Origin of the sequence: Burkholderia sp. ZZQ-2 (genome assembly GCF_050768715.1) — a bacterium.
In the GTDB taxonomy this organism is placed as follows: domain Bacteria; phylum Pseudomonadota; class Gammaproteobacteria; order Burkholderiales; family Burkholderiaceae; genus Burkholderia; species Burkholderia cepacia.
This window is the reverse complement of record NZ_LDVA01000375.1, coordinates 1-21,111: the sequence shown is the minus strand read 5'-3', so window position 1 is coordinate 21,111 and position 21,111 is coordinate 1. Positions and strand designations below refer to the sequence as shown.

The following is a 21,111-nucleotide window of genomic DNA, read 5'->3' as shown; positions in this document are numbered from 1 at the left end:
TCGAGGATGGCCGGGTTCTCGAGCGTGGACGTGTCCTGCGTGATCGCTTCGCCCTTGGCGAGCGAACGCAGCAGGCGCCGCATGATCTTGCCCGAGCGCGTCTTCGGCAGGTTGTCGCCGAAGCGGATGTCCTTCGGCTTCGCGATCGGCCCGATCTGCTTGCCGACCCAGTCGCGCAGCGTCTTCGCGAGCGCCGCGGCCTCCTCGCCTTCCGGACGCGCACGCTTGAGCACCACGAACGCGACCACCGCCTCGCCCGTCGTGTCGTCAGGACGGCCGACCACGGCCGCCTCGGCCACCAGCTCGTGCGAGACCAGCGCCGATTCGATCTCCATCGTGCCGAGCCGGTGGCCCGACACGTTCAGCACGTCGTCGATCCGGCCCATGATCGTGAAGTAGCCGGTGTCCTTGTCGCGCACGGTGCCGTCGCCGGCGAGATAGAGCGTGCCGCCGAGTTCTTCCGGGTAGTAGCTCTTCTTGAAGCGCTCCGGATCGCCCCAGATCGTGCGGATCATCGCCGGCCACGGGCGCTTGACGACGAGAATGCCGCCTTGCCCGTTCGGCACGTCCTGGCCGGTTTCGTCGACCACCGCGGCCATGATGCCCGGCAGCGGCAGCGTGCACGAACCGGGCACGGTCGGCGTCGCGCCCGGCAGCGGCGTGATCATGTGGCCGCCCGTCTCGGTCTGCCACCACGTATCGACGATCGGGCAACGCTCCTGGCCGACGTGCTTGTGATACCACATCCACGCTTCCGGATTGATCGGCTCGCCGACCGTGCCGATGATGCGCAGGCTCGACAGGTCGTAGCTCTTCGGATGCACCTTGTCGTCGGCCTCGGCGGCCTTGATCAGCGAACGGATCGCGGTCGGCGCGGTGTAGAACACGCTGACCTTGTGGTCGCCGATCATCTTCCAGAAGCGGCCGGCGTCCGGCCAGGTCGGCACGCCCTCGAACACGACCTGCGTGCCGCCGCAGGCGAGCGGGCCGTACGTGATGTACGTGTGGCCGGTGACCCAGCCGATGTCGGCCGTGCACCAGAACACGTCGGTGGGCTTCCAGTCGAAGGTCCACTTCATCGTCTGCGCGGCCCACAGCAGGTAGCCGCCGGTGCTGTGCTGCACGCCCTTCGGCTTGCCGGTCGAGCCCGACGTATACAGGATGAACAGCGGATGCTCGGCGCTCACCCATTCCGGCTCGCAGGTGTCGGATTCGGCGGCCGTCAGTTCGTGCATCCACAGGTCGCGGTCGGCATGCCAGTCGATCTTGCCGCCGGTGCGGCGATAGACGATCACGCTCTTCACCGCTTCGCAGCCGCCCAGCGCGAGCGCCTCGTCGGCGATGCTCTTGAGCGGCAGCGTCTTGCCGCCGCGTGCCTGCTCGTCGGCCGTGATCAGCGCCGTCGCGCCGACGTCGACGAGCCGCTCGTTCAGCGACTTCGCGGAGAAGCCGCCGAACACGACCGAGTGGGTCGCGCCGATGCGCGCGCAGGCCTGCATCGCGACGATGCCTTCGATCGACATCGGGATATAGATGACGACGCGGTCGCCCTTGCCGATGCCGCGCTTCTTCAGCGCATTCGCGAAACGCGACACGCGGGCGAGGAGATCCGCATAGGTGACGCGCGTGACGGTGCCGTCGTCGGCTTCGAAGATCACCGCGACGCGCTCGCCGTTGCCGGCTTCGACGTGACGGTCGAGGCAGTTGTACGACGCGTTGAGCTCGCCGTCGTCGAACCACTTGTAGAACGGCGCGTTGGACTCGTCGAGCACTTTGGTGAACGGCTTGTGCCACGCAAGGCCCTCGCGCGCGAGGCGCGCCCAGAAGCCTTCGTAATCGCGCTCGGCCTCGGCGACGAGCGCCCGATAGGCCGGCATGCCGGAAATGGTCGCCGCCTGCTCGAGCGCCGCGGGCGGCGCAAACTGGCGGGTTTCGTGAAGAACCGATTCAATCGCAGACATCGACAACCCCTTGGTGAACATGAATCCTCTGCATGGCGGCGCGATCGTGCACGCCGCGCGTCTTGGCCGGCGCATGCGCGCCGCTGTCTCCTACCCACCATCCGCGCACGGCCCGAAGGCCGCTGCGCGATGCTGCGCCGCACCACGTCGCACGATGGCGACCGGGCGACCCGACAGTGTCCACAATAAGCGCTCCAACTTACCCGTCACTTACGCGGCACGGCCGTTTCGCCCGCCGGGCGGCGCCGCTTGCAGCTTTACGCTGTAACGAGCGCGACCCTACAATCCTAACTGAACTCGCCTTCCGGATTCCAGCTTGAATCGCTATGCTTTCTTTCTCGTTCTGTCGATGCTGTTCGTCGGCAGCAATGTCGGTATCGGCAAATCGATCGTCGTCTTCGTTCCCGTCGCCATCCTCGCCACGCTGCGCTTCGTGATTGCGATCGCCGTGCTGTGGCCGCTGTTCAGCCCGGTGAAGATGCGCACCGTCAAGCGCGGCGAATGGCTGAACCTGTTCCTGCAGGCGTTCTTCGGCACCTTCATGTTCACGCTGCTGATGCTGAACGGCGTGCAGCGCACGAGCGCGGTCGCGGCCGGCGTGATCACCAGCACGATTCCGGCGATCGTCGCGCTGTTCGCGTGGCTGATCCTGCGTGAAAAACCGAACGGCCGTGCGCTCGTGTCGATCGCGCTCGCGATCGCCGGCGTCGTGACGATCAACCTCGCGAACGGCAGCGCCGCCGGGCACGGTGCATCGTCGTCGCTGACCGGCAACCTGCTGATCCTCGGCGCGGTGTGCTGCGAATCGATCTACGTGATCCTGTCGCGCCGCCTCACGCAGACGCTCGCGCCGATCGACATCTGCGCGTACACGCACCTGTTCGGCCTGTGCCTGATGCTGCCGCTCGGCGCGACGGCCATGTGGCATTTCGATTACGCGAGCGTGCCGGCCGGCACCTGGGCGCTCGTCGTCTGGTACGGCCTGTCGGCCAGCATCTTCTCGTTCTGGCTGTGGATGAAAGGCATCCGGCACGTGCCGGGCAGCCTCGCTGGCGTGTTCAGCGCGGTGCTGCCGGTCGCCGCGGCCGCGTATGGCATCGCGTTCCTCGGCGAGCGGCCGACCCTCGCCCACGGCATTGCGCTCGCGTGCGTCGTCACCGGCATCGTGCTCGCGAGCCTGCGCGTGAAACGCGTGCCCGCCGCCGCGTCCTGATCCGTCCCCGGCTGTGCCGGCGCGTCACTGCAGTCGCGCCGGCCGACGCGTTACAATAGCGCGCCTTTTCAAGATTACCCCCGATACCTGCGCACCGCGCCCGAGTCTCCACCATGTCCGCCCCGCATTCGCCCGGCCGCCCCGCCCGTCGCCCGCTTCGCCCGCTTCCCGCGCTGATTTTCATGAGCCGCTGGCTCCAGGTTCCGCTTTACCTCGGCCTGATCGTCGCGCAGGCCGTCTACGTGTTCCTGTTCCTGAAGGAAGTCTGGCACCTGCTGTCGCATGCGACCAGCCTCGACGAAATAAGCGTGATGCTCGCGGTGCTCGGCCTGATCGACGTGGTGATGATCTCGAACCTGCTGATCATGGTGATCGTCGGCGGTTACGAAACGTTCGTGTCGCGCCTCGGCATCGAGGGCCACCCAGACGAGCCCGAATGGCTCGACCACGTGAACGCGGGCGTGCTGAAGGTCAAGCTGTCGATGGCGCTGATCAGCATTTCGTCGATCCACCTGCTGAAGACGTTCATCAACCCCGACCAGCACACGATGCACGCGATCATGTGGCAGGTGATCATCCACGTGTCGTTCCTGGTGTCGGCGCTCGTGATGGCGTGGGTCGACCGCCTGACGACGCACACGCACCCGGCCCATTTCCACGAGACGCACGCGCCGCACGAGAGTGCCGTGCCCGCGTCCCGCAAGCCGGCCGAAGCAGCCGCCAACGCATAAACGCATTCCCCACTGTCCCCACAGAGTCTCAGCCATGACCGTCATCAAACAGGAAGACCTGATCCAGAGCATCGCGGATTCGCTGCAGTACATCAGCTACTACCACCCGCTCGACTACATCCAGGCCCTCGGCCGCGCGTACGAGCTGGAAGAAAGCCCGGCCGCGAAGGATGCGATCGCGCAGATCCTCACGAACAGCCGCATGTGCGCGGAAGGCAAGCGTCCGATCTGCCAGGACACCGGCATCGTCACGATCTTCGTGAAGGTCGGCATGGACGTGCGCTGGGACGGCGCGACGATGGGCCTCACCGACATGATCAACGAAGGCGTGCGCCGCGGTTACACGCACCCGGACAACGTGCTGCGCGCGTCGATCGTCAATCCGCCGGAAGGCGCCCGCAAGAACACGAAGGACAACACGCCGGCCGTGATCCACTACGAGATCGTGCCGGGCGACAAGGTCGACGTGCAGGTCGCGGCGAAGGGCGGCGGCTCGGAGAACAAGTCGAAGTTCGTGATGCTGAACCCGTCCGACTCGATCGTCGACTGGGTGCTGAAGACGGTTCCGACGATGGGCGCCGGCTGGTGCCCGCCGGGCATGCTCGGGATCGGCATCGGCGGCACCGCCGAGAAGGCGATGCTGATGGCGAAGGAATCGCTGATGGAGCCGATCGACATCCAGGAAATCATCGCGCGCGGTCCGAAGGACTGGGTCGAGGAACTGCGTGTCGAACTGCACGAGAAGGTCAACGCTCTCGGCATCGGCGCCCAGGGCCTCGGTGGCCTCGCAACGGTGCTCGACGTGAAGATCATGGCGGCACCGACGCACGCGGCATCGAAGCCGGTCGCGCTGATCCCGAACTGCGCGGCCACGCGCCACGCGCACTTCGTGCTCGACGGCTCGGGCCCGGCCAAGCTTGAAGCACCGTCGCTCGACGCATGGCCGAAGGTCCAGTGGGAACCGAACACGGAAACCAGCAAGCGCGTCGACCTGAACACGCTGACGCCGGAAGAAGTCGCCAGCTGGACGCCGGGCCAGACGCTGCTGCTGTCGGGCAAGATGCTCACCGGCCGCGACGCTGCGCACAAGCGCATCGCCGACATGCTCGCGAAGGGCGAGAAGCTGCCGGTCGACTTCACCAACCGCGTGATCTACTACGTCGGCCCGGTCGATCCGGTGCGCGACGAAGTGGTCGGCCCGGCAGGCCCGACGACGGCCACGCGCATGGACAAGTTCACCGAGACGATGCTCGCGCAAACCGGCCTGATCTCGATGGTCGGCAAGGCCGAGCGCGGCCCGGTCGCGATCGACGCGATCAAGAAGCACAAGGCGGCCTACCTGATGGCCGTCGGCGGCGCCGCGTACCTCGTGTCGAAGGCGATCCGCGGCGCGAAGGTGCTCGCATTCGAAGACCTCGGCATGGAAGCGATCTACGAGTTCGACGTGCAGGACATGCCGGTGACGGTTGCCGTCGATTCGTCGGGCACGTCGGTGCACCAGACCGGCCCGAAGGAGTGGCAGGCGAAGATCGGCAAGATCCCGGTCGCAACCGCTTGAGCGCGATCGAATGCAAGGCCGGACGCAAGTCCGGCCTTTTTGCTTCTCGTTCTCATTCCTGCATGCGGCCGATTATTCGAGGCTGATTCTCATTACATGCAAAAGGCAGGCCCGGCAAGGCTTCGAGGCTTGGCTTTTCTCGTACGAGCGATTATCTTTCGGTTTCTGAAGCCCCACTGAACAAGGAACAAGCCATGCAAGGCGACAAGAAAGTCATCGAATATCTGAACGCCCAGTTGAAGAATGAACTCACGGCGATCAACCAGTACTTCCTGCATGCGCGCATGTACAAGCACTGGGGCCTCGAGAAACTCGGCAAGCACGAGTACGACGAGTCGATCGGCGAAATGAAGCACGCCGACTGGCTGATCGAGCGCGTCTTCATGCTCGACGGCCTGCCGAACCTGCAGGACCTGCACAAGCTGCTCATCGGCGAGGAAACCGAAGAGATCCTGAAGTGCGACCTGAAGCTCGAGCAGATCTCGCAGTCCACCTGCAAGGAAGCGATCGCCTATTGCGAATCGGTTCGTGACTACGTGTCGCGCGAGATCTTCGAAAAGATCCTCGACGACACCGAAGAGCACATCGACTGGCTGGAAACGCAGATCGACCTGATCGGCAAGGTCGGCCTGCAGAACTACCAGCAAACGATGATGGGTTCGCCGGAGTAAGCGCGCTCCGCCCTTCCCGCCATCGCCACCCGTCCTTTCATGTCGACACATTCCGTTATCGCCGCGACGTCCACGACCGCTGCCCCCATCGGCATCTTCGATTCAGGGCTGGGTGGCCTGTCGGTACTGCGCGCCGCGCGCGCGCAGCTGCCCGACGAATCGTTCATCTACGTCGCCGATTCGCACCACGCACCTTATGGTCCGCGCGATGAGGCGTTCATTACGGAACGCACGCTGGCAATCGGCGAGTGGCTGGCCCGCGAAGGGGCGAAGGCGCTCGTCATCGCCTGCAACACCGCAACCGCACGCGCGATCGCCGCGATCCGCGAACACCTGCCGATGCCGCTCGTCGGCGTCGAGCCGGGCATCAAGCCGGCCGTCGCCGTGTCCGCGAGCGGCGTCGCGGGCGTCCTCGCCACGCAGTCGACGCTGAACAGCCCGCGCTTCCAGGCGCTGCTCGACCGCTACGGCGCCGGCCGCCGCTTCATCTGCCAGCCCGGCCACGGGCTCGTCGAGGCCATCGAGCGCGGCGACACGAATTCGCCCGCATTGCGCGCGTTGCTCGACAGCTACCTGCAGCCGATGCTCGACGACGGCGCCGATACGCTGGTACTCGGCTGCACGCATTACCCGTTCTTCACGGAAACGATTCGTGACCTTGTGGGCGACCGCCTGACGATCGTCGACACGAGCGACGCAATCGCGCGCCAGCTCGCCCGGATTCTCGACGAGCGCAGCCTGCGTGCGCCGGCCGGCACGCGCGCGGCGCCGCCCCGCTTCTGCTCGACCAGCGACGGCCGCCAGTTGCAGGTACTCGCGTCGACGCTGCTCGGCCTCGCCGCACCGGTCGAATCCGTCACCATTTCCTCGCCGAACGCGCGCGCCTGCGCGACCGCCTGACACGAGCCGGCACGCCCGCTTCCGCGTGCCGCTCCACCGCCCCCATCGTTTCAAGGGTCCGATGACCTTAAAAAAAGCCCGACCCGCGCTTGTCAACGTCCGCAAAATTAATGATAATAATTCGCATTAACGTTAGCTATCGCAACTCACCATGATCGTCTGCGTGTGCAAGTCTGTTTCCGATCGCAAGATTCGCGCGTCCCTCGCAGAGGGCGTGAACTCTTTCGATGAACTCCAGTTCGAGCTCGGCGTGGCCACGTGCTGCGGCAAGTGCGAGGAGTCCGTACGCGACCTCATGGCCGAACAAGGCGTCTGCGCGAGCCAGTGCGGTGTCGAGCACCACGCTCATCCGATCCCGGTCACGTTCTACGAACGCAAGGCTGCCTGACCGGCGCCGGGTGTGTACATGCGGCCCAGGCCGCATTTTTGTTTTGACCGTCAGCAAGCCACCGTATGCGCGAGCCAGCGGCTTACCTGCCAAGGAGCCTGTCATGGAATTGCTGATCGGATTTGTGACCACCGTTTGCATCTCGCTGCTGATCTTCCGCAAGTGATGCCGATTCACCCGCCGCGCCCCGGGTGCGACATCGTTCTTTCAAGCTAACATGCAGGCTTCGCATTCCACTCCCGCCAGCATCTTGCCGGCTGCACCACGTATGAATCCCCGAGTGATCGTCGCCGCGGTCGGTGTGCTTGCCGCACATGCGATCATGCTGACGGCCGCCTGGCTCCATCGCAACGCGCCGCCGCCGGCGAAGGAGATCGAGGTTCAGTCGATCACCGCACAGCTCATTCCGCCCGCGCCCCCTGCCCAGCCGGTCGCGGTCCAGTCGGCCGCGCAGCAGCCCACGCCCCCCAAGCCCACGCCGCGCGTGAAGCCGAAGGTCGAGCCGAAGCCGGTACAGAAAGCCGTCCCGACGCCTCAGCCGGTCGCGCAGGCACCGTCGCCGACACCCGCGCCGGCAGTGGTCGATCCGACGCCGGCTCCCGCCGCGCCGGCGCCTGCCGCACCGGCTGCAGCACCCGGCCCGGCGCGCGAGACAATGCAGGTCAGCGCACCGAAGAACGTCACGGCGCTCAGCTGCAATTTCGTGAAGCCCGCCTATCCGACGATGTCGAAGCGTCGCGGCGAAACGGGCACGGCTTATGTTCACTTCATCATCGGCGTGACGGGCAAGATCGAAAGCGTCCAGCTGCAGAAGAGCAGCGGCTACCCGCGTCTCGACGAAGCCGCGCTCGAGGCGACGCGCGCCAGCACCTGTCCGCCGTATATCGAGAACGGCCAGGCGATCCGCGCCGCCCATACGCTGCCCTTCAACTTCACGCTCGACGACTAACCCGTCATATTCGGTAGATTCAAAGGAAACAAGAAAATGCAAAGCTACGGTATCGCGCACGTCTGGGCGCAAGGTGATTTCGTCACGCGCGCCATCGCGATCACGCTGCTCGTGATGTCGGTCCTGTCGTGGATCGTGATCGTCATCAAGGGCTGGAACGTGATCCGCCTGAACCGCCTGACGAAGAACGCCGAGCAGGCGTTCTGGCATTCGGACAACTTCGACGACGGCATCAAGAAGCTCGGGCTCGCCGCCTCGACGCCGAACGACAACCCGTTCCTCGCGCTCGCGCTGTCGGGCAAGGAAGCCGCCGATCACCACCATCAGACGCAACCGCACCTACACGACCGCATGGACGTGTCGGACTGGGTCACGCGCTGCCTGAAGGACACGATGGACGAAGGCATCTCGCGCATGCAAAGCGGCCTCGCGATCCTCGCGTCGGTCGGCAGCACGGCGCCGTTCGTCGGCCTGTTCGGTACGGTCTGGGGGATCTACCACGCACTGCTCGCGATCGGCGCATCCGGCCAGACGTCGATCGACCAGGTCGCGGGCCCGGTCGGCGAATCGCTGATCATGACCGCATTCGGCCTGTTCGTCGCGATCCCGGCCGTGCTCGGCTACAACGCACTCACCCGTGCGAACAAGGGCGTCGTCAGCAAGCTGCGCCGCTTCGCGCACGGCCTGCACGCGTATTTCGTGACGGGCGCGAGCCTCGCATCGTCGTCGACGCGCGACGGCCTGCGTCTCGCGACGCGCGCCAGCTGAGACGGGGTGAACCATGGCAATGAACACCGGTTTCAGCGACGATGACGACGATGCAGTGATGAGCGAGATCAACATGACGCCGCTCGTCGACGTCATGCTCGTACTCCTGATCATTTTCCTCGTGACGATCCCGGCGATGCAGCACGCGGTGAAGATCGACCTGCCGCATGCCAGCAGCCAGCCTGTCGACGAAAAACCGCAGACGGTCGACGTCGCGATCCAGGGCGACGGCACGATCCTGTGGGACGACCATACGGTCACGCGCGAACAATTGCAGGAACGCATCGCGGAAGCGGCAAAACGCACGCCGCAGCCGGAGTTGCACCTGCGTGCGGACCGCAAGGTTGCCTACGAACACGTCGCCGAAGTGATGTCGGATGCGCAGGCCGGCGGTTTGACGAAGCTCGGCTTCGTGACCGAGCCGACCGCAAAAGCGAAGTAACGCACGCGCAATCAGGCGCTCGCCGGCTGCACCTGGCCGGCCGCACCTCGCCGGCCGCGCACAAAGTAAAAGGCCTTCATCGCCAGATGAAGGCCTTTTTTCATGCGCACGCGGGCGCCTTCGGGCGGCGGGCTCTTTGGCGGTATCGGTTACGCCTCGAGCAACGCAAATGCGACTCTGCCGTGGTCTGCACGGACTGCGCGTTCTGCCCTATCTGGCTCACAATATATGCGGCCACCTGATTTCGCTCAGAACTTCCTTCACGAAATGGGATTTCAATATAGGCTCGCATGCACGCGCATTCAAGGTTCCGGCGATTGAAACTTGCGATTGCAGGCGACGCTTCAATGACAAAACAAATTTGCCTCGCCGTGCACGTCGTGTTCAGGTCGCCGAAACATCGGCCGCCGCTTCCTTCTTCGCTCGCTCCGGACACCCCGGTTCCTTGTAGGCGCCGTGATCGAGCTTCTCGACCAGATAGTCGACAAACGCACGCACCGCAGGCGGCATCCCCTGCCGCGACACGAACACCGCGTACAGCTGCGGCACGGGCAGCGTCCAGCCCGGCATCACCGGCGACAGTTGCCCCGCGCGCAGCGCGTTGCCGTACATCATCTCCGGCAGCGCCGCGATGCCGAGGCCATCGAGCACGGCTTCGCGGATCGTCATCAGGTCGGCCGTCACCAGCCGCGGGTCGTGTTCGTGCACGTGACGCGTACCGTCCGGCGCGATCAGGTTGAACACGTGCCGCCCGTCGACGCTCGGCGTATCGAGCGTTTCGAATCCGCTCAGGTCGTCCGGTACCAGCGGCGGCGCATTCTGGCTCAGCAGGCTCGGCGCACCGACCAGCATCTGCTCGGTGCGCCATAGCGGCCGCACGACGATATTCGCGTTCTGCGGAGGCTCCGAGCGCACACGCAGCGCGACGTCGATCGAATCCTCGAACAGGTCGATCACGCGATTCGTCACGCGGACGTGCACCTTCACCTCGGGATAGCGGCGCAGGAATTCGGGCAGGATGCGCGACAGCATCGTCTGCGACAGCGTCACGGGCACACTGACACGCACCGAGCCGCGCGGCGATGCGCGCAACTGCTGGACCGCGTTCATCGCAGCCTGCGCTTCGGCCAGCATCGCCTGGCAGTGCTGGTAGAACAGCTCCCCCGCCTCGGTCAGCGCGAGCTTGCGTGTGGAGCGCTGCAGCAGGCGCACGCCGAGCGCCGCCTCGAGTTCGGTCAGGCGCCGCGACAGGCGCGATTTCGAGATGCCCAGCACGCGCTCCGCGGCCGAGAAACCGCCATGTTCGACGACCTGCGAAAAGTACATGAGGTCGTTCAGGTTGTGTGCATCGATATTCATCTCATCGTTCCAATTTCAGAACAATCCATTGCGAACCGTCGCGAATCGCGCGGTAAAACGCCCAATATAATAGCGCTATGTTTCAAAAATAACGCTATTCCGATGATTTCGAGGGTATCCGCATGACGACCGCTCGCTCGCTTGACCGCACGTACCCCGCACTTCGCACGACTGAAGGCGGCGGCTTCGTGGTTCACCGCCCGTTCCCGACCCGGCTGCTGATGGATTTCGATCCGTTCCTGCTGCTCGACGAAATGGGCCCCGTCGACTACGCGCCCGGCGAAGCCAAGGGCGCCCCCGACCATCCGCATCGCGGCTTCGAGACCGTGACCTATGCACTCGACGGGCGCTTCCGTCATCGCGACTCGTCCGGCCATGCCGGCACGCTCGGCCCGGGCGACGTGCAATGGATGACGGCGGGCGCCGGCGTCGTGCACAGCGAGATGCCGGATCCTGAATTCGCGCAGGCAGGCGGCCGCTCCCACGGCTTCCAGCTGTGGGTCAACCTGCCGCGGCGCGACAAGCTGATCGCGCCGCGCTACCAGGAAATCCCGGCCGATCGCATCCCGAGCGCCACGTCGCCGGACGGTCTCGTGCGCGTGCGCGTCATCGCCGGCGAAGCGTTCGGCGTCCGGGCGGCGATCGAGACGCGCACGCCGATCCTCTACCAGCATTTCACGCTGCAGCCCGGTGCAACGGTCACGCAGCCCGTCCCGGCAGGCTATCGTGTATTCGCCTATCCGATCGACGGAACGGGCCTCTACGGGCCCGACAGGCAGGCAGTCGACGCACGGCACATGGTCGTGTATGGCGACGACGGCGACACGGTCACGTTCGCTGCCGGCGACACGCCGCTCGACCTGCTGCTGATCGGCGGCGTACCGCTCAACGAGCCGATCGTCCGCTACGGCCCGTTCGTGATGAATACCGAGGAAGAGATCCGGCAGGCGGTCGTCGACTACCAGACGGGGCGCATGGGCCGTATCGAGGCATGAGGCGTGGACGCACGGGCAGGTGCCGCGAAACCGCCCGTTTTGCGTCACAATGACTTCTTGAGCCATGTGGCCGCCCGCCACCAGAAGGAACCCGTCCCCTTGAACTTCGAACATCTGATCCAGATCAACTCCGACGATCCGGCCGTGCCCACCCTCACCCGCGACCAGCTCTGGGAAGGTCTCGTGCTGCGCGCCGAACAGCCGCAACTGTTCGTGCTCGGTCTCGACAGCTGCGTCGTCCACGAACGGACGGAGACGACGCTCGAACGTGAACTGCACTACGGTCACGCGACCGTGCGCGACCACGTCACGTTCACGCCGAATCAGCAGGTCCGCTACGACATCCGCGCCGCCGACGGCGAGATCGGCGGCTCGCTGACGATGACGATCGAGGAACGCGACGACCACGAGCTGTTCCTGCGTTTCGAATACCGCACGACGCTGGTCGTCACCGACGACAGCGAAGACGCGCGCCAGACGCACGGGATCGTCAAGGAGGCGTACCGCACGTCGGATATCGACACGGTTCGCCTGATCCGCGAGTACGCGCAGGGCCGCAAGGATCCCGATCCGCTGCACTGAACCCGGCGGCGGCCTGCGGGCCGCCCCTTTGATTCAAGCTATCAGGTTCACCATTTCGATCGATAAAGAGTTTTTGTAAATGGGAATAGTTATCATTTAGAATTCATTCCATCGTATCGACAGTCACCGATCAACCGAATGACCGACACCATGCGCCCGACCACGCTGACCTTGCGCCGCCCGACCGGCACCGCAGGCAGCAGCCGCCAGAAGACGGCAGCGGTCACCACGCCGGCGAAGCCCGCCGGCAACCGCGATGCAGGCACGCGGGTCGTCAGCAGCGATGCGCTGCTGCAAGGCCAAAGCCACGTCAGCATCGCGCATAACGGAGAGACCTATCAGTTGCGCGCCACACGGCTCGGCAAACTGATCCTGACGAAGTAACGACAGAGTATTGTGGGGACCACCTCCCTGAGAGGTGTTGGGCATTAGCCAGCGTAACGGCTTGCACGCGAGATCTAGACCCCTTCGTGCAAACACACTCAAGCAGCCGTTGCAGCAAGCCAAGCCACTTTTTTGGTTCTCGCACAAGGAAGAAAAAAGCGACACGTCCTTCGACGTGTCGCTTTTTTATTTGGGCGGCCAATGCGCGAAGCAGGTCCCCGAGATTCGTTACCGCGTAAGTGCATGACCGCCGAAGCGGCGCGCGAGCCGCTTCAGAAACCCCAGAACATCAGCCACCATGCGCTGTCGATGACGGCAAGCGCGACAGCGAACCACGCGAAGGCCGCAAGCCGGCGCGGCAAGGCCGCATAACGCCCCGTCACTTTCCATGCGAGCCACGCACTCCATGCGTTGGCGCCGACCAGGATCGCGATGCGTACATCGGTTGCCCAACCGAGCGGCACATGCTCGGCACGAAGCAGCGACAGCGTCGTGGCCGACAGGCCAAGAAACACGCCCGCGCCCGCGATCGGGATCAAAGCCTGCGCGAGATGATGGAGCCGCACGCGCTCGAAGCGGCCGAGCATCAGCGTGGCGCCGGCCAACAGCACCAGCAGCGCCGTGCCGTACACGAGCCCCGTGCCGACGATGTAGCTGACGACCAGCCCACCGTCGAGCCAGGAGAAGACGTCGTTGCGATCCGGATAATGCGTGAGCAGGAACCACGGTGCATTGGTTTCGAGCGGCCACGTGATGTCATGGTCGATCAGCCAGCCCGCGAGCCATTGCTTGATCTGCACGAACCATGGGCTGACGGTCCAGTGGAACGCACCGATCGCGACGCCGAGCAGGCCGTACAGGATCAGCGCGGTGTCCCACGGGTTTGCCTTTTGCGCGCCGAGGTTCACGACTTCGTCGGACGGCGAGCGCGACGACAGCGAGATCGCATCCCGGTGCCCGCTGCAGCGGCCGCACATATGGCAGTCCGCCGCGCCCTGCATGTTGCGCAACGGCACGAGCGGTGCGCAGTTGATCGGAATCACGCGATGGCCATGCTCGCCGTTCTTGTACGAACGACGCCATGCCTCCTCGTCGACCTTGTAGCGCATCGGCGCAAGCCGCGCGAGCAGCCCGAACACGCCGTTGACCGGGCACAGGTACTTGCACCACACGCGCTTCTCGCGGCCGTACAGCACGCCGATCACGATCGCGCCGACGGTCGAGCCGCCGAGCACGAACAGCACCGCGAGCGGGTACTGGTACACGCTCACCATCTGCCCGTAGATCGTCGTGAGTCCGAACGCGACGAACGGCCAGCCACCCCACCGTATCCAGCGCGGAATCGGACCGCCCCGGCCGAACTTGCTCGCGAATTCGGTGAGCGCGCCCTCCGGACACAGCACGCCGCACCAGACACGGCCGAGCATCACCATCGACAGCAGCACGAACGGCCACCAGATGCCCCAGAAGGTGAATTGCGCGATCAGCGTGAGGTTGCTCCACAGGTGCGCGGAGTCGTCCGGCAGCGGCAACACCGCCGGCACGATGATCAGGAATGCATAGACGGCGACGACGGCCCACTGGATGCCGCGGATCAGCGCGCCGTGGCGCTGCATCCACTGGCCCGCCTGCGCGAGCCAGCCCGGCTTGGCTGCGGCGGCAACGCTCATGCCGCGCGACCCGCAGCGACGGCCGGGCGACGGCTCGCACGCTTCATCAGCAACCAGACCACCGCCCAGTACACCGCGTACGCAACCAGGTTGGTCAGTGCCGGGTGCGCGCGATAACCGGTCAGCGTCGCGACGAGCGAGCCGAACGTGCCCGAATCATCGAGGATCGCGGACGTGTCCCACACCTGCGAAATGCCGAGCGGCAGGATTTCCTTGTCGATCAGCTTGTCGACGCCGGTCTGGAACAGGCCTGCGCCGAGGAACAGCAGCATCACTTCGGTGACGCGGAAGAAATGCCGCCACGAGAAGTACTTGCCGCCGAGTTGCAGCAGATAGAACGTGAAGAACGCAAGGCCGAGGCCGATCACGACCGCGAGCATCTGGCTGCCGTCGACGTGGCCCGACTGGCCGAAACCGAGACCGTACAGGAAGATCACCGTCTCGCTGCCCTCGCGCGCGATCGCAAGCGCGACCAGCACCGCGACGCCCCACCAGTTCGAATCGCGCGTGCTCTGCTGAAGCGATTGCTCCATGTCGCGCTTCAGCGTGCGGCCGTGCCGGCGCATCCACAGCACCATCTGCACGATCAGCACGCATGCGATCAGCACCATCGCAGTCTGGAAGTAGTCCTGCGCGTCACCGGACAGCACTTCGGTGAAACCGACCAGCGCGGCGCCGAGGCCCACGGCCATCAGCAAGCCAACACCGACACCGGCCCACAGGAAAGGCAGGCCGCGGCGCGCGTCGTCGTCGCCGTTTTTCAGCCATGCATAGAGAATGCCGACGACGAGCAGCGCTTCGACGCTCTCCCGCCAGACGATGAACAAGATCTGACCCATCGATACCTCCTGACGCGCAGAACACCGGGCTGGTGAGCCTGCGCGCAGATAAAACGTGTTACTTCGCGACGATCACGCCCTGCGCCTGCTGGTGGAAATCGTCGAAAAACTTGTATTCGCCCGGCGACAGCGGCGCGACGACCACGAACGAATCGGCACCCGGCGCAAGCACCTTCTCCTTGCGCAGCTGGACGCTCTCGAATTCGGCTGCGCCTTTGCCGGTGTTCTTGATCTCGATCTTGAAACGCTGGCCGGCCGGCACTTCGATGCGGGCGGGATTCAGCTTGCCGTCCGTCATTTCGAGCTTGAACGTCGGCAGGTCGGCAGCGTACGCTGCGCCGGCAAGCCACAACGCAGCGGCTGCGGCAACGATTTTCTGGGGAATTTTCATTCTGGGTTCTCTACGCCGACGGCGCGCCGAAGCGCGCCGTCCGTGATGCCACCAATCAGTAACCGCCCTTCTTGCCGATACCGGCGAACGGGAAGTCGTACTCGAGGGTAATGGGCTTGAACCATGCGCCCACGCCCGTTTCCTTGTCGATGTGACGACCGAACGCCATGTGGCCCGTCTGCATCGGCGGCTTGACGACCATCGTCAGGTGGTACTTGCCCGGGCCGTTCAGCTTCACGTTGTCGCCGTAGTGCGGACCATCGCTCGCGACCATGCCCATCAGGTCGCCTTCGGCCTTCCACTTCGTGTCACCCTGCTTCGTCAGCTTGTACGTGACCTGCAGGTACGGCATCCAGTCGCCTTCCGCGAAACCCGTCGGGTTGTTCTTGACCGCATGGATGTCGGCCTCGAGGTGGATGTCGGAATCCGACGCCTTGCGCATCATCCCTTCCGGGTCCATCGTGATCGGCTGCAGGTACACCGCGCCGATTTCCATGCCGCCCTGGATCTGCTGCTTGCCGATCGGATATTCGGCAGCCGAGGCCGACATCGCGGCAAGCGCCGCCGCTACCGCAACCGTCGTGCGGATGAACGAAGAACCCAACATGGACACTCCTTGTTATTTGATCTGGAACCATGCGGACCGACCGCCAGGCCTGCCCGCCGAAAACACTAACGCGACGAATAACGTTAATGCGAACAATTCTCAATAATTGCGAAGTTTAGCACCGAACCTGTTCCGGAACAAACGACGAGCCGTGTAAACCCCTGATCCGACAAGGCTTACAGGCTCGTTACCGTTAGGTTTCTGTGACGCTTGGAAAGATTTACCGGCCGCCGTTGACGTGATCGCCGACGTTCGCGCCGAACACACGCTCACGCAGCAGCGCAAGCTGGTCGCGGGTCGCGGCAGCCTTCTCGAATTCGAGGTTCTTCGCGTAGTCGGCCATCTGCTTCTCGAGGCGCTTGATTTCCTTGGCGAGCTGCTTTTCCGACATGTCCTCGAATTTCGCACGCTGCTGGGCTTCCTTCAGCTCGGCGCGTGCCTCGTCCGCGTTGTAGACGCCGTCGATGATGTCCTTGATGCGCTTCACGACACCGCGCGGCGTGATGCCCATCTGCTCGTTGTAGGCAATCTGCTTCGCGCGGCGCCGCTCGGTCTCGCCGATCGCGCGCTTCATCGACTCGGTCATGTTGTCGGCGTAGAGGATCGCCTTGCCGTTCACGTTCCGCGCGGCCCGGCCGATCGTCTGGATCAGCGAGCGTTCCGCGCGCAGGAAGCCTTCCTTGTCCGCATCGAGGATCGCGACCAGCGACACCTCGGGAATGTCGAGCCCTTCGCGCAGCAGGTTGATCCCGACCAGCACGTCGAACGTGCCGAGCCGCAGGTCACGGATGATTTCGACACGCTCGACCGTGTCGATATCGCTGTGCAGGTAACGCACCTTGACCCCGTGGTCGGCCAGGAACTCGGTGAGCTGTTCGGCCATGCGCTTCGTCAGCACGGTGATCAGCACGCGCTCCTCGGCTTTCACGCGCGCGTTGATCTCGGCGAGCACGTCGTCGACCTGCGAGCTCGCCGGCCGCACTTCGATTTCCGGATCGACGAGCCCCGTCGGCCGCACGACCTGTTCAGCGATCTGCCCGGTCACGCGCTTCTCGTAGTCGGCCGGCGTGGCCGACACGAACACGACCTGGCGCATCTTGCGCTCGAACTCGGGGAACTTGAGCGGCCGGTTGTCCAGCGCCGACGGCAGCCGGAACCCGTAGTTGACGAGGTTTTCCTTGCGCGCGCGGTCGCCGTTGTACATGCCGTTCAACTGGCCGATCAGCACGTGCGATTCGTCGAGCAGCATCAGCGCGTCGGGCGGCAGGTAGTCGACGAGCGTCGGCGGGGGATCGCCGGGCTCCGCCCCCGAGAAATGCCGCGAGTAGTTCTCGATGCCCTTGCAGAAGCCGAGCTCCTGCAGCATCTCGAGATCGAAACGCGTGCGCTGTTCGAGGCGCTGCGCCTCGACGAGCTTGCCGTCGCTATGAAAGAACTCGAGCCGCTCGCGCAGTTCGTCCTTGATCGTCTCGACCGCGCGCATCACGGTATCGCGCGGCGTCACATAGTGCGACGACGGATACACGGTGAAGCGCGGAATCTTCTGCCGCACGCGGCCGGTCAGCGGGTCGAACAGCTGCAGCGTCTCGACCTCGTCGTCGAACAGCTCGACGCGCACGGCCAGCTCCGCGTGCTCGGCCGGGAAGATGTCGATCGTGTCGCCGCGCACACGGAACGTGCCGCGCTGGAAATCCTGCTCGTTGCGCGTGTACTGCATCGCGATCAGCCGCGCGATCACGTCGCGCTGGCCGAGCTTGTCGCCGGCGCGCAGCGTCAGGATCATCTGGTGGTATTCGGACGGATTGCCGATACCGTAGATCGCCGACACCGTCGCGACGATCACGACGTCGCGGCGCTCCATCAGGCTCTTCGTCGCCGACAGCCGCATCTGCTCGATGTGCTCGTTGATCGACGAGTCCTTCTCGATGAACAGGTCGCGCTGCGGCACGTAGGCTTCAGGCTGGTAATAGTCGTAGTAAGAGACGAAATACTCGACCGCGTTGCGCGGGAAGAACTCCCGGAATTCCGAGTAGAGTTGCGCGGCAAGCGTCTTGTTCGGCGCGAACACGATCGCCGGGCGGCCGAGCCGCGCGATCGTGTTCGCCATCGTGAAGGTCTTGCCCGAGCCCGTCACACCGAGCAGCGTCTGGAACGACAGGCCGTCCTCGACCCCTTCGACGAGCGTGTCGATCGCGGTCGGCTGGTCGCCTGCGGGCGGATACGGTTGGTACAGCTGGAACGGCGACCCTTCGAAGGTCACGAATTTCGATTCGTCGAGCGCGTCGCCGGTTTCGGCATGATGTTCGGACATGGAATGCGGCCGGAGCGAGGGCAAAAGAGTCATTCTAGCGCTTCGCGGCCGGGCGAACTGCTGTCGGCTCCTGACGCGCGACGGCCGCCGGGAATCGCGGTTCCCGGCCGAATTTCGCCGCCGAAACGCCGCCCCCGCCAGCGCGAATTCGCTACAATGTCAGGCTGCTGCGCTTTCCGGCGTCGTGCCTGCCTGCGCGCGGTCCCCCGCGCCCGCCCCGCCCGTTGAAAGCCTGACCCTCTTTTCACTACTGCCGAATCATCATGTCGCTCTTCTCTGCTGTCCAGCTTGCTCCCCGCGACCCGATCCTGGGCCTGAACGAAGCCTTCAACGCCGATGCGCGTCCGACCAAGGTCAACCTCGGCGTCGGTGTGTACACGAACGAAGAAGGCAAGATCCCGCTGCTGCGCGCGGTTCGCGAAGCAGAGAAGGTGCGCGTTGAAGCGGGCCTGCCGCGCGGCTACCTGCCGATCGACGGCATCGCCGCCTACGATGCGGCCGTACAGAAGCTGCTGCTCGGCAACGATTCGCCGCTGATCGCAGCGGGCCGCGTGGTCACGGCCCAGGCACTGGGCGGCACGGGCGCGCTGAAGATCGGCGCCGATTTCCTGCGCACCGTGAACCCGAACGTGAAGGTCGCGATCAGCGATCCGAGCTGGGAAAACCACCGCGCGCTGTTCGAAGCGGCCGGCTTCGAAGTCGTTGCGTACCCGTATTACGACGCGGCAACCAACGGCGTGAACTTCGAAGGCATGCTGTCGGCGCTGAACGGCTACGAAGCCGGCACGGTCGTCGTGCTGCACGCGTGCTGCCACAACCCGACCGGCGTGGACCTGACCGAAGCGCAATGGCAACAGGTCGTCGACGTCGTGAAGGCACGCAACCTCGTGCCGTTCCTCGACATGGCCTACCAGGGCTTCGGCGAGAACATCGAGGCCGACGCTGCCGCCGTGCGCCTGTTTGCCGCGGCCGACCTGAACGCATTCGTGTCGTCGTCGTTCTCGAAGTCGTTCTCGCTGTACGGCGAACGCGTCGGCGCCCTGTCGATCATCACGTCGAGCAAGGAAGAAGCGACGCGCGTGCTGTCGCAACTGAAGCGCGTGATCCGCACGAACTACTCGAACCCGCCGACCCATGGCGGCGCCGTGGTCGCAGCGGTGCTCGCATCGCCGGAACTGTACGCTTCGTGGGTGCAGGAACTCGGTGAAATGCGCGACCGCATCCGCGCGATGCGCAACGGTCTCGTCGAGCGCCTGAAGGCAAGCGGCGTCGATCGCGACTTCAGCTTCATCAACGCGCAGCGCGGGATGTTCTCGTATTCGGGCCTGACCTCGGCGCAAGTCGATCGTCTGCGCGACGAGTTCGGCATCTACGCGGTCGGCACGGGCCGGATCTGCGTCGCCGCGTTGAACACGCGCAACCTCGACGCGGTTGCCAATGCCGTTGCAGCTGTCCTGAAGTAAGTCGGCGCCAACGGACGGCAGCCATCACCGGCCCCGTCCTGCCGAAACGAAAAACGCGCTCCTCGGAGCGCGTTTTTTTGTGCGATTCTCCGGACTTGCCGGGGAATCGTCGCCCGGGCAGCACGTGTCACGACCGCCCGTGCCGGAAGCCTTTACTGCATGAACCAGCCGTGGCTGACGACGACCGACTGGCCCGTGAGCGCGGCGCTCGGGAACGCCGACAGGAACAGCACTGTCTGCGCGACGTCCTGCACCGTCGTGAACACGCCGTCGACCGTATTGCCGAGCATCACCTTCTTCACCACTTCCTCTTCGCTGATCCCGAGCTCCTTCGCCTGCTCCGGAATCTGCTTGTCGACCAGCGGCGTGCGCACGAAGCCCGGACACACGACGTGCGAGCGCACGTTGTGCTTCGCGCCTTCCTTCGCCAGCACGCGGGCCAGGCCGAGCAGGCCGTGCTTGGCCGTCACGTACGCCGATTTCAGCGGCGACGCTTCGTGCGAGTGCACCGAACCCATGTAGATCACGACACCGCCGCGATCGTCCTTGTACATGTGCTTGAGCGCGGCCTTGGTCGTCAGGAATGCGCCGTCGACGTGGATCGCCTGCATCTTCTTCCAGTCGGAGAACGAATAGTTCTCGATCGGGTTGACGATCTGGATGCCCGCGTTCGACACGAGGATGTCGACCGAGCCGAACGTTTCGGCCACCTTGTCGATACCGCTGTTCACGGCTTCCTCGTTCGTCACGTCCATCGCGACGCCGATCGCCTTGCCGCCCGCCTTGACGATCTCGTCGGCAACGGCGTTCGCGCCGTCCTGGTTCAGGTCGGCGATCGCGACGGCCGCGCCCGCTTTCGCGAGCTCGAGTGCGATTTCCTTGCCGATGCCGCTCGCGGCGCCCGTGACGACTGCGGTCTTGCCATTCAG

At 64.8% G+C, this 21,111-nt stretch carries 21 protein-coding genes; 13 read left to right on the top strand and 8 right to left on the bottom strand.

Annotated elements, in window-relative coordinates:
* On the bottom strand, positions 1-1,961 hold a 1,961-nt coding region (acs, locus tag ABY44_RS38335), incomplete at its 3' end, for an acetate--CoA ligase (RefSeq protein WP_431643567.1).
* A 316-nt stretch (positions 1,962-2,277) separates the two neighbouring features.
* Between acs and ABY44_RS38330 the strand changes: the two genes are divergently transcribed.
* From ABY44_RS38330 to ABY44_RS38290, 9 genes are all read left to right on the top strand, one after another.
* The gene (locus tag ABY44_RS38330; RefSeq protein WP_027786899.1) at positions 2,278-3,174 is read left to right on the top strand and encodes a DMT family transporter; all 897 of its coding nucleotides are present in this window, start codon (positions 2,278-2,280) and stop codon (positions 3,172-3,174) included.
* Positions 3,175-3,287: 113 nt separating this feature from the next.
* A complete protein-coding gene (locus ABY44_RS38325; RefSeq protein WP_060085782.1) occupies positions 3,288-3,905 on the top strand; it encodes a TIGR00645 family protein in 618 nt (205 codons plus the stop codon).
* Between the two features lie 34 nt (positions 3,906-3,939).
* The gene (locus tag ABY44_RS38320) at positions 3,940-5,463 is read left to right on the top strand and encodes a fumarate hydratase (protein ID WP_006478316.1); all 1,524 of its coding nucleotides are present in this window, start codon (positions 3,940-3,942) and stop codon (positions 5,461-5,463) included.
* Between the two features lie 194 nt (positions 5,464-5,657).
* On the top strand, positions 5,658-6,134 hold the full coding sequence (gene bfr / locus ABY44_RS38315; RefSeq protein ID WP_059535536.1) for a bacterioferritin: 477 nt from the start codon (positions 5,658-5,660) through the stop codon (positions 6,132-6,134).
* Between the two features lie 39 nt (positions 6,135-6,173).
* Positions 6,174-7,034: a glutamate racemase gene (gene murI / locus ABY44_RS38310; RefSeq protein WP_060174819.1), complete on the top strand. Its 861-nt coding sequence runs from the start codon at positions 6,174-6,176 to the stop codon at positions 7,032-7,034.
* Positions 7,035-7,185: 151 nt separating this feature from the next.
* The gene (locus tag ABY44_RS38305; protein ID WP_011352654.1) at positions 7,186-7,422 is read left to right on the top strand and encodes a (2Fe-2S)-binding protein; all 237 of its coding nucleotides are present in this window, start codon (positions 7,186-7,188) and stop codon (positions 7,420-7,422) included.
* Between the two features lie 217 nt (positions 7,423-7,639).
* On the top strand, positions 7,640-8,371 hold the full coding sequence (locus tag ABY44_RS38300) for an energy transducer TonB (protein WP_027786896.1): 732 nt from the start codon (positions 7,640-7,642) through the stop codon (positions 8,369-8,371).
* 36 nt (positions 8,372-8,407) lie between these two features.
* Positions 8,408-9,139 carry a MotA/TolQ/ExbB proton channel family protein gene (locus ABY44_RS38295; protein WP_027786895.1) on the top strand — a complete coding sequence of 244 codons (732 nt, stop codon included), beginning with the start codon at positions 8,408-8,410 and terminating at the stop codon, positions 9,137-9,139.
* A 13-nt stretch (positions 9,140-9,152) separates the two neighbouring features.
* The gene (locus tag ABY44_RS38290; protein ID WP_021163407.1) at positions 9,153-9,581 is read left to right on the top strand and encodes an ExbD/TolR family protein; all 429 of its coding nucleotides are present in this window, start codon (positions 9,153-9,155) and stop codon (positions 9,579-9,581) included.
* Between the two features lie 384 nt (positions 9,582-9,965).
* Here the strand turns inward: ABY44_RS38290 and ABY44_RS38285 are convergent, their stop codons facing one another.
* Positions 9,966-10,940, bottom strand: coding sequence for a LysR family transcriptional regulator (locus ABY44_RS38285; protein ID WP_021163408.1), 975 nt, complete (start codon positions 10,938-10,940; stop codon positions 9,966-9,968).
* A 122-nt stretch (positions 10,941-11,062) separates the two neighbouring features.
* Between ABY44_RS38285 and ABY44_RS38280 the strand changes: the two genes are divergently transcribed.
* From ABY44_RS38280 to hemP, 3 genes are all read left to right on the top strand, one after another.
* Entirely contained in the window at positions 11,063-11,935 is an 873-nt protein-coding gene (locus ABY44_RS38280) for a pirin family protein (RefSeq protein ID WP_027786894.1), read from the top strand.
* 99 nt (positions 11,936-12,034) lie between these two features.
* Positions 12,035-12,517 (top strand): SRPBCC family protein, encoded by a 483-nt coding sequence (locus tag ABY44_RS38275; RefSeq protein ID WP_027786893.1) that lies wholly within the window; start codon positions 12,035-12,037, stop codon positions 12,515-12,517.
* A gap of 138 nt (positions 12,518-12,655) precedes the next feature.
* Complete coding sequence (hemP, locus tag ABY44_RS38270) at positions 12,656-12,901, top strand: hemin uptake protein HemP (protein WP_021163412.1); 246 nt, start codon at positions 12,656-12,658, stop codon at positions 12,899-12,901.
* 272 nt (positions 12,902-13,173) lie between these two features.
* Here hemP and ABY44_RS38265 read toward each other — a convergent pair whose 3' ends face one another.
* The 5 genes from ABY44_RS38265 to uvrB form a co-directional block, all read right to left on the bottom strand.
* Positions 13,174-14,571, bottom strand: coding sequence for a 4Fe-4S binding protein (locus ABY44_RS38265; RefSeq protein ID WP_027786892.1), 1,398 nt, complete (start codon positions 14,569-14,571; stop codon positions 13,174-13,176).
* On the bottom strand, positions 14,568-15,410 hold the full coding sequence (locus ABY44_RS38260) for an FTR1 family iron permease (RefSeq protein ID WP_021163415.1): 843 nt from the start codon (positions 15,408-15,410) through the stop codon (positions 14,568-14,570). The genes ABY44_RS38265 and ABY44_RS38260 overlap by 4 nt, the downstream gene beginning before the upstream one ends.
* Before the next feature lie 58 nt (positions 15,411-15,468).
* Complete coding sequence (locus ABY44_RS38255; protein WP_027786891.1) at positions 15,469-15,801, bottom strand: cupredoxin domain-containing protein; 333 nt, start codon at positions 15,799-15,801, stop codon at positions 15,469-15,471.
* Between the two features lie 55 nt (positions 15,802-15,856).
* The gene (locus ABY44_RS38250; RefSeq protein ID WP_021163417.1) at positions 15,857-16,408 is read right to left on the bottom strand and encodes an iron transporter; all 552 of its coding nucleotides are present in this window, start codon (positions 16,406-16,408) and stop codon (positions 15,857-15,859) included.
* Between the two features lie 220 nt (positions 16,409-16,628).
* Positions 16,629-18,719, bottom strand: coding sequence for an excinuclease ABC subunit UvrB (gene uvrB / locus ABY44_RS38245; protein ID WP_048026655.1), 2,091 nt, complete (start codon positions 18,717-18,719; stop codon positions 16,629-16,631).
* Positions 18,720-18,982: 263 nt separating this feature from the next.
* Between uvrB and ABY44_RS38240 the strand changes: the two genes are divergently transcribed.
* Positions 18,983-20,182 (top strand): amino acid aminotransferase, encoded by a 1,200-nt coding sequence (locus tag ABY44_RS38240; protein ID WP_027786889.1) that lies wholly within the window; start codon positions 18,983-18,985, stop codon positions 20,180-20,182.
* A 152-nt stretch (positions 20,183-20,334) separates the two neighbouring features.
* On the opposite strand, the gene ABY44_RS38235 is transcribed toward ABY44_RS38240, so the two are convergent.
* Positions 20,335-21,111, bottom strand: a 777-nt coding sequence (locus tag ABY44_RS38235; RefSeq protein ID WP_248602889.1) for a 3-hydroxybutyrate dehydrogenase, incomplete at its 5' end; no start/stop codon positions are given.

Bases quoted from the DNA above. Each gene is read 5' to 3' on its own strand.
- ABY44_RS38325 (WP_060085782.1), top strand. From the start codon at position 3,288: ATGTCCGCCCCGCATTCGCCCGGCCGCCCCGCCCGTCGCCCGCTTCGC.
- ABY44_RS38300 (WP_027786896.1), top strand. From the start codon at position 7,640: ATGCAGGCTTCGCATTCCACTCCCGCCAGCATCTTGCCGGCTGCACCA.
- ABY44_RS38285 (WP_021163408.1), bottom strand. From the start codon at position 10,940: ATGAATATCGATGCACACAACCTGAACGACCTCATGTACTTTTCGCAG.
- ABY44_RS38250 (WP_021163417.1), bottom strand. From the start codon at position 16,408: ATGTTGGGTTCTTCGTTCATCCGCACGACGGTTGCGGTAGCGGCGGCG.
- ABY44_RS38305 (WP_011352654.1), top strand. From the start codon at position 7,186: ATGATCGTCTGCGTGTGCAAGTCTGTTTCCGATCGCAAGATTCGCGCG.
- ABY44_RS38260 (WP_021163415.1), bottom strand. From the start codon at position 15,410: ATGGGTCAGATCTTGTTCATCGTCTGGCGGGAGAGCGTCGAAGCGCTG.
- bfr (WP_059535536.1), top strand. From the start codon at position 5,658: ATGCAAGGCGACAAGAAAGTCATCGAATATCTGAACGCCCAGTTGAAG.
- ABY44_RS38280 (WP_027786894.1), top strand. From the start codon at position 11,063: ATGACGACCGCTCGCTCGCTTGACCGCACGTACCCCGCACTTCGCACG.
- ABY44_RS38320 (WP_006478316.1), top strand. From the start codon at position 3,940: ATGACCGTCATCAAACAGGAAGACCTGATCCAGAGCATCGCGGATTCG.
- uvrB (WP_048026655.1), bottom strand. From the start codon at position 18,719: ATGTCCGAACATCATGCCGAAACCGGCGACGCGCTCGACGAATCGAAA.
- ABY44_RS38290 (WP_021163407.1), top strand. From the start codon at position 9,153: ATGGCAATGAACACCGGTTTCAGCGACGATGACGACGATGCAGTGATG.
- ABY44_RS38265 (WP_027786892.1), bottom strand. From the start codon at position 14,571: ATGAGCGTTGCCGCCGCAGCCAAGCCGGGCTGGCTCGCGCAGGCGGGC.
- ABY44_RS38240 (WP_027786889.1), top strand. From the start codon at position 18,983: ATGTCGCTCTTCTCTGCTGTCCAGCTTGCTCCCCGCGACCCGATCCTG.
- hemP (WP_021163412.1), top strand. From the start codon at position 12,656: ATGACCGACACCATGCGCCCGACCACGCTGACCTTGCGCCGCCCGACC.
- murI (WP_060174819.1), top strand. From the start codon at position 6,174: ATGTCGACACATTCCGTTATCGCCGCGACGTCCACGACCGCTGCCCCC.
- ABY44_RS38255 (WP_027786891.1), bottom strand. From the start codon at position 15,801: ATGAAAATTCCCCAGAAAATCGTTGCCGCAGCCGCTGCGTTGTGGCTT.
- ABY44_RS38295 (WP_027786895.1), top strand. From the start codon at position 8,408: ATGCAAAGCTACGGTATCGCGCACGTCTGGGCGCAAGGTGATTTCGTC.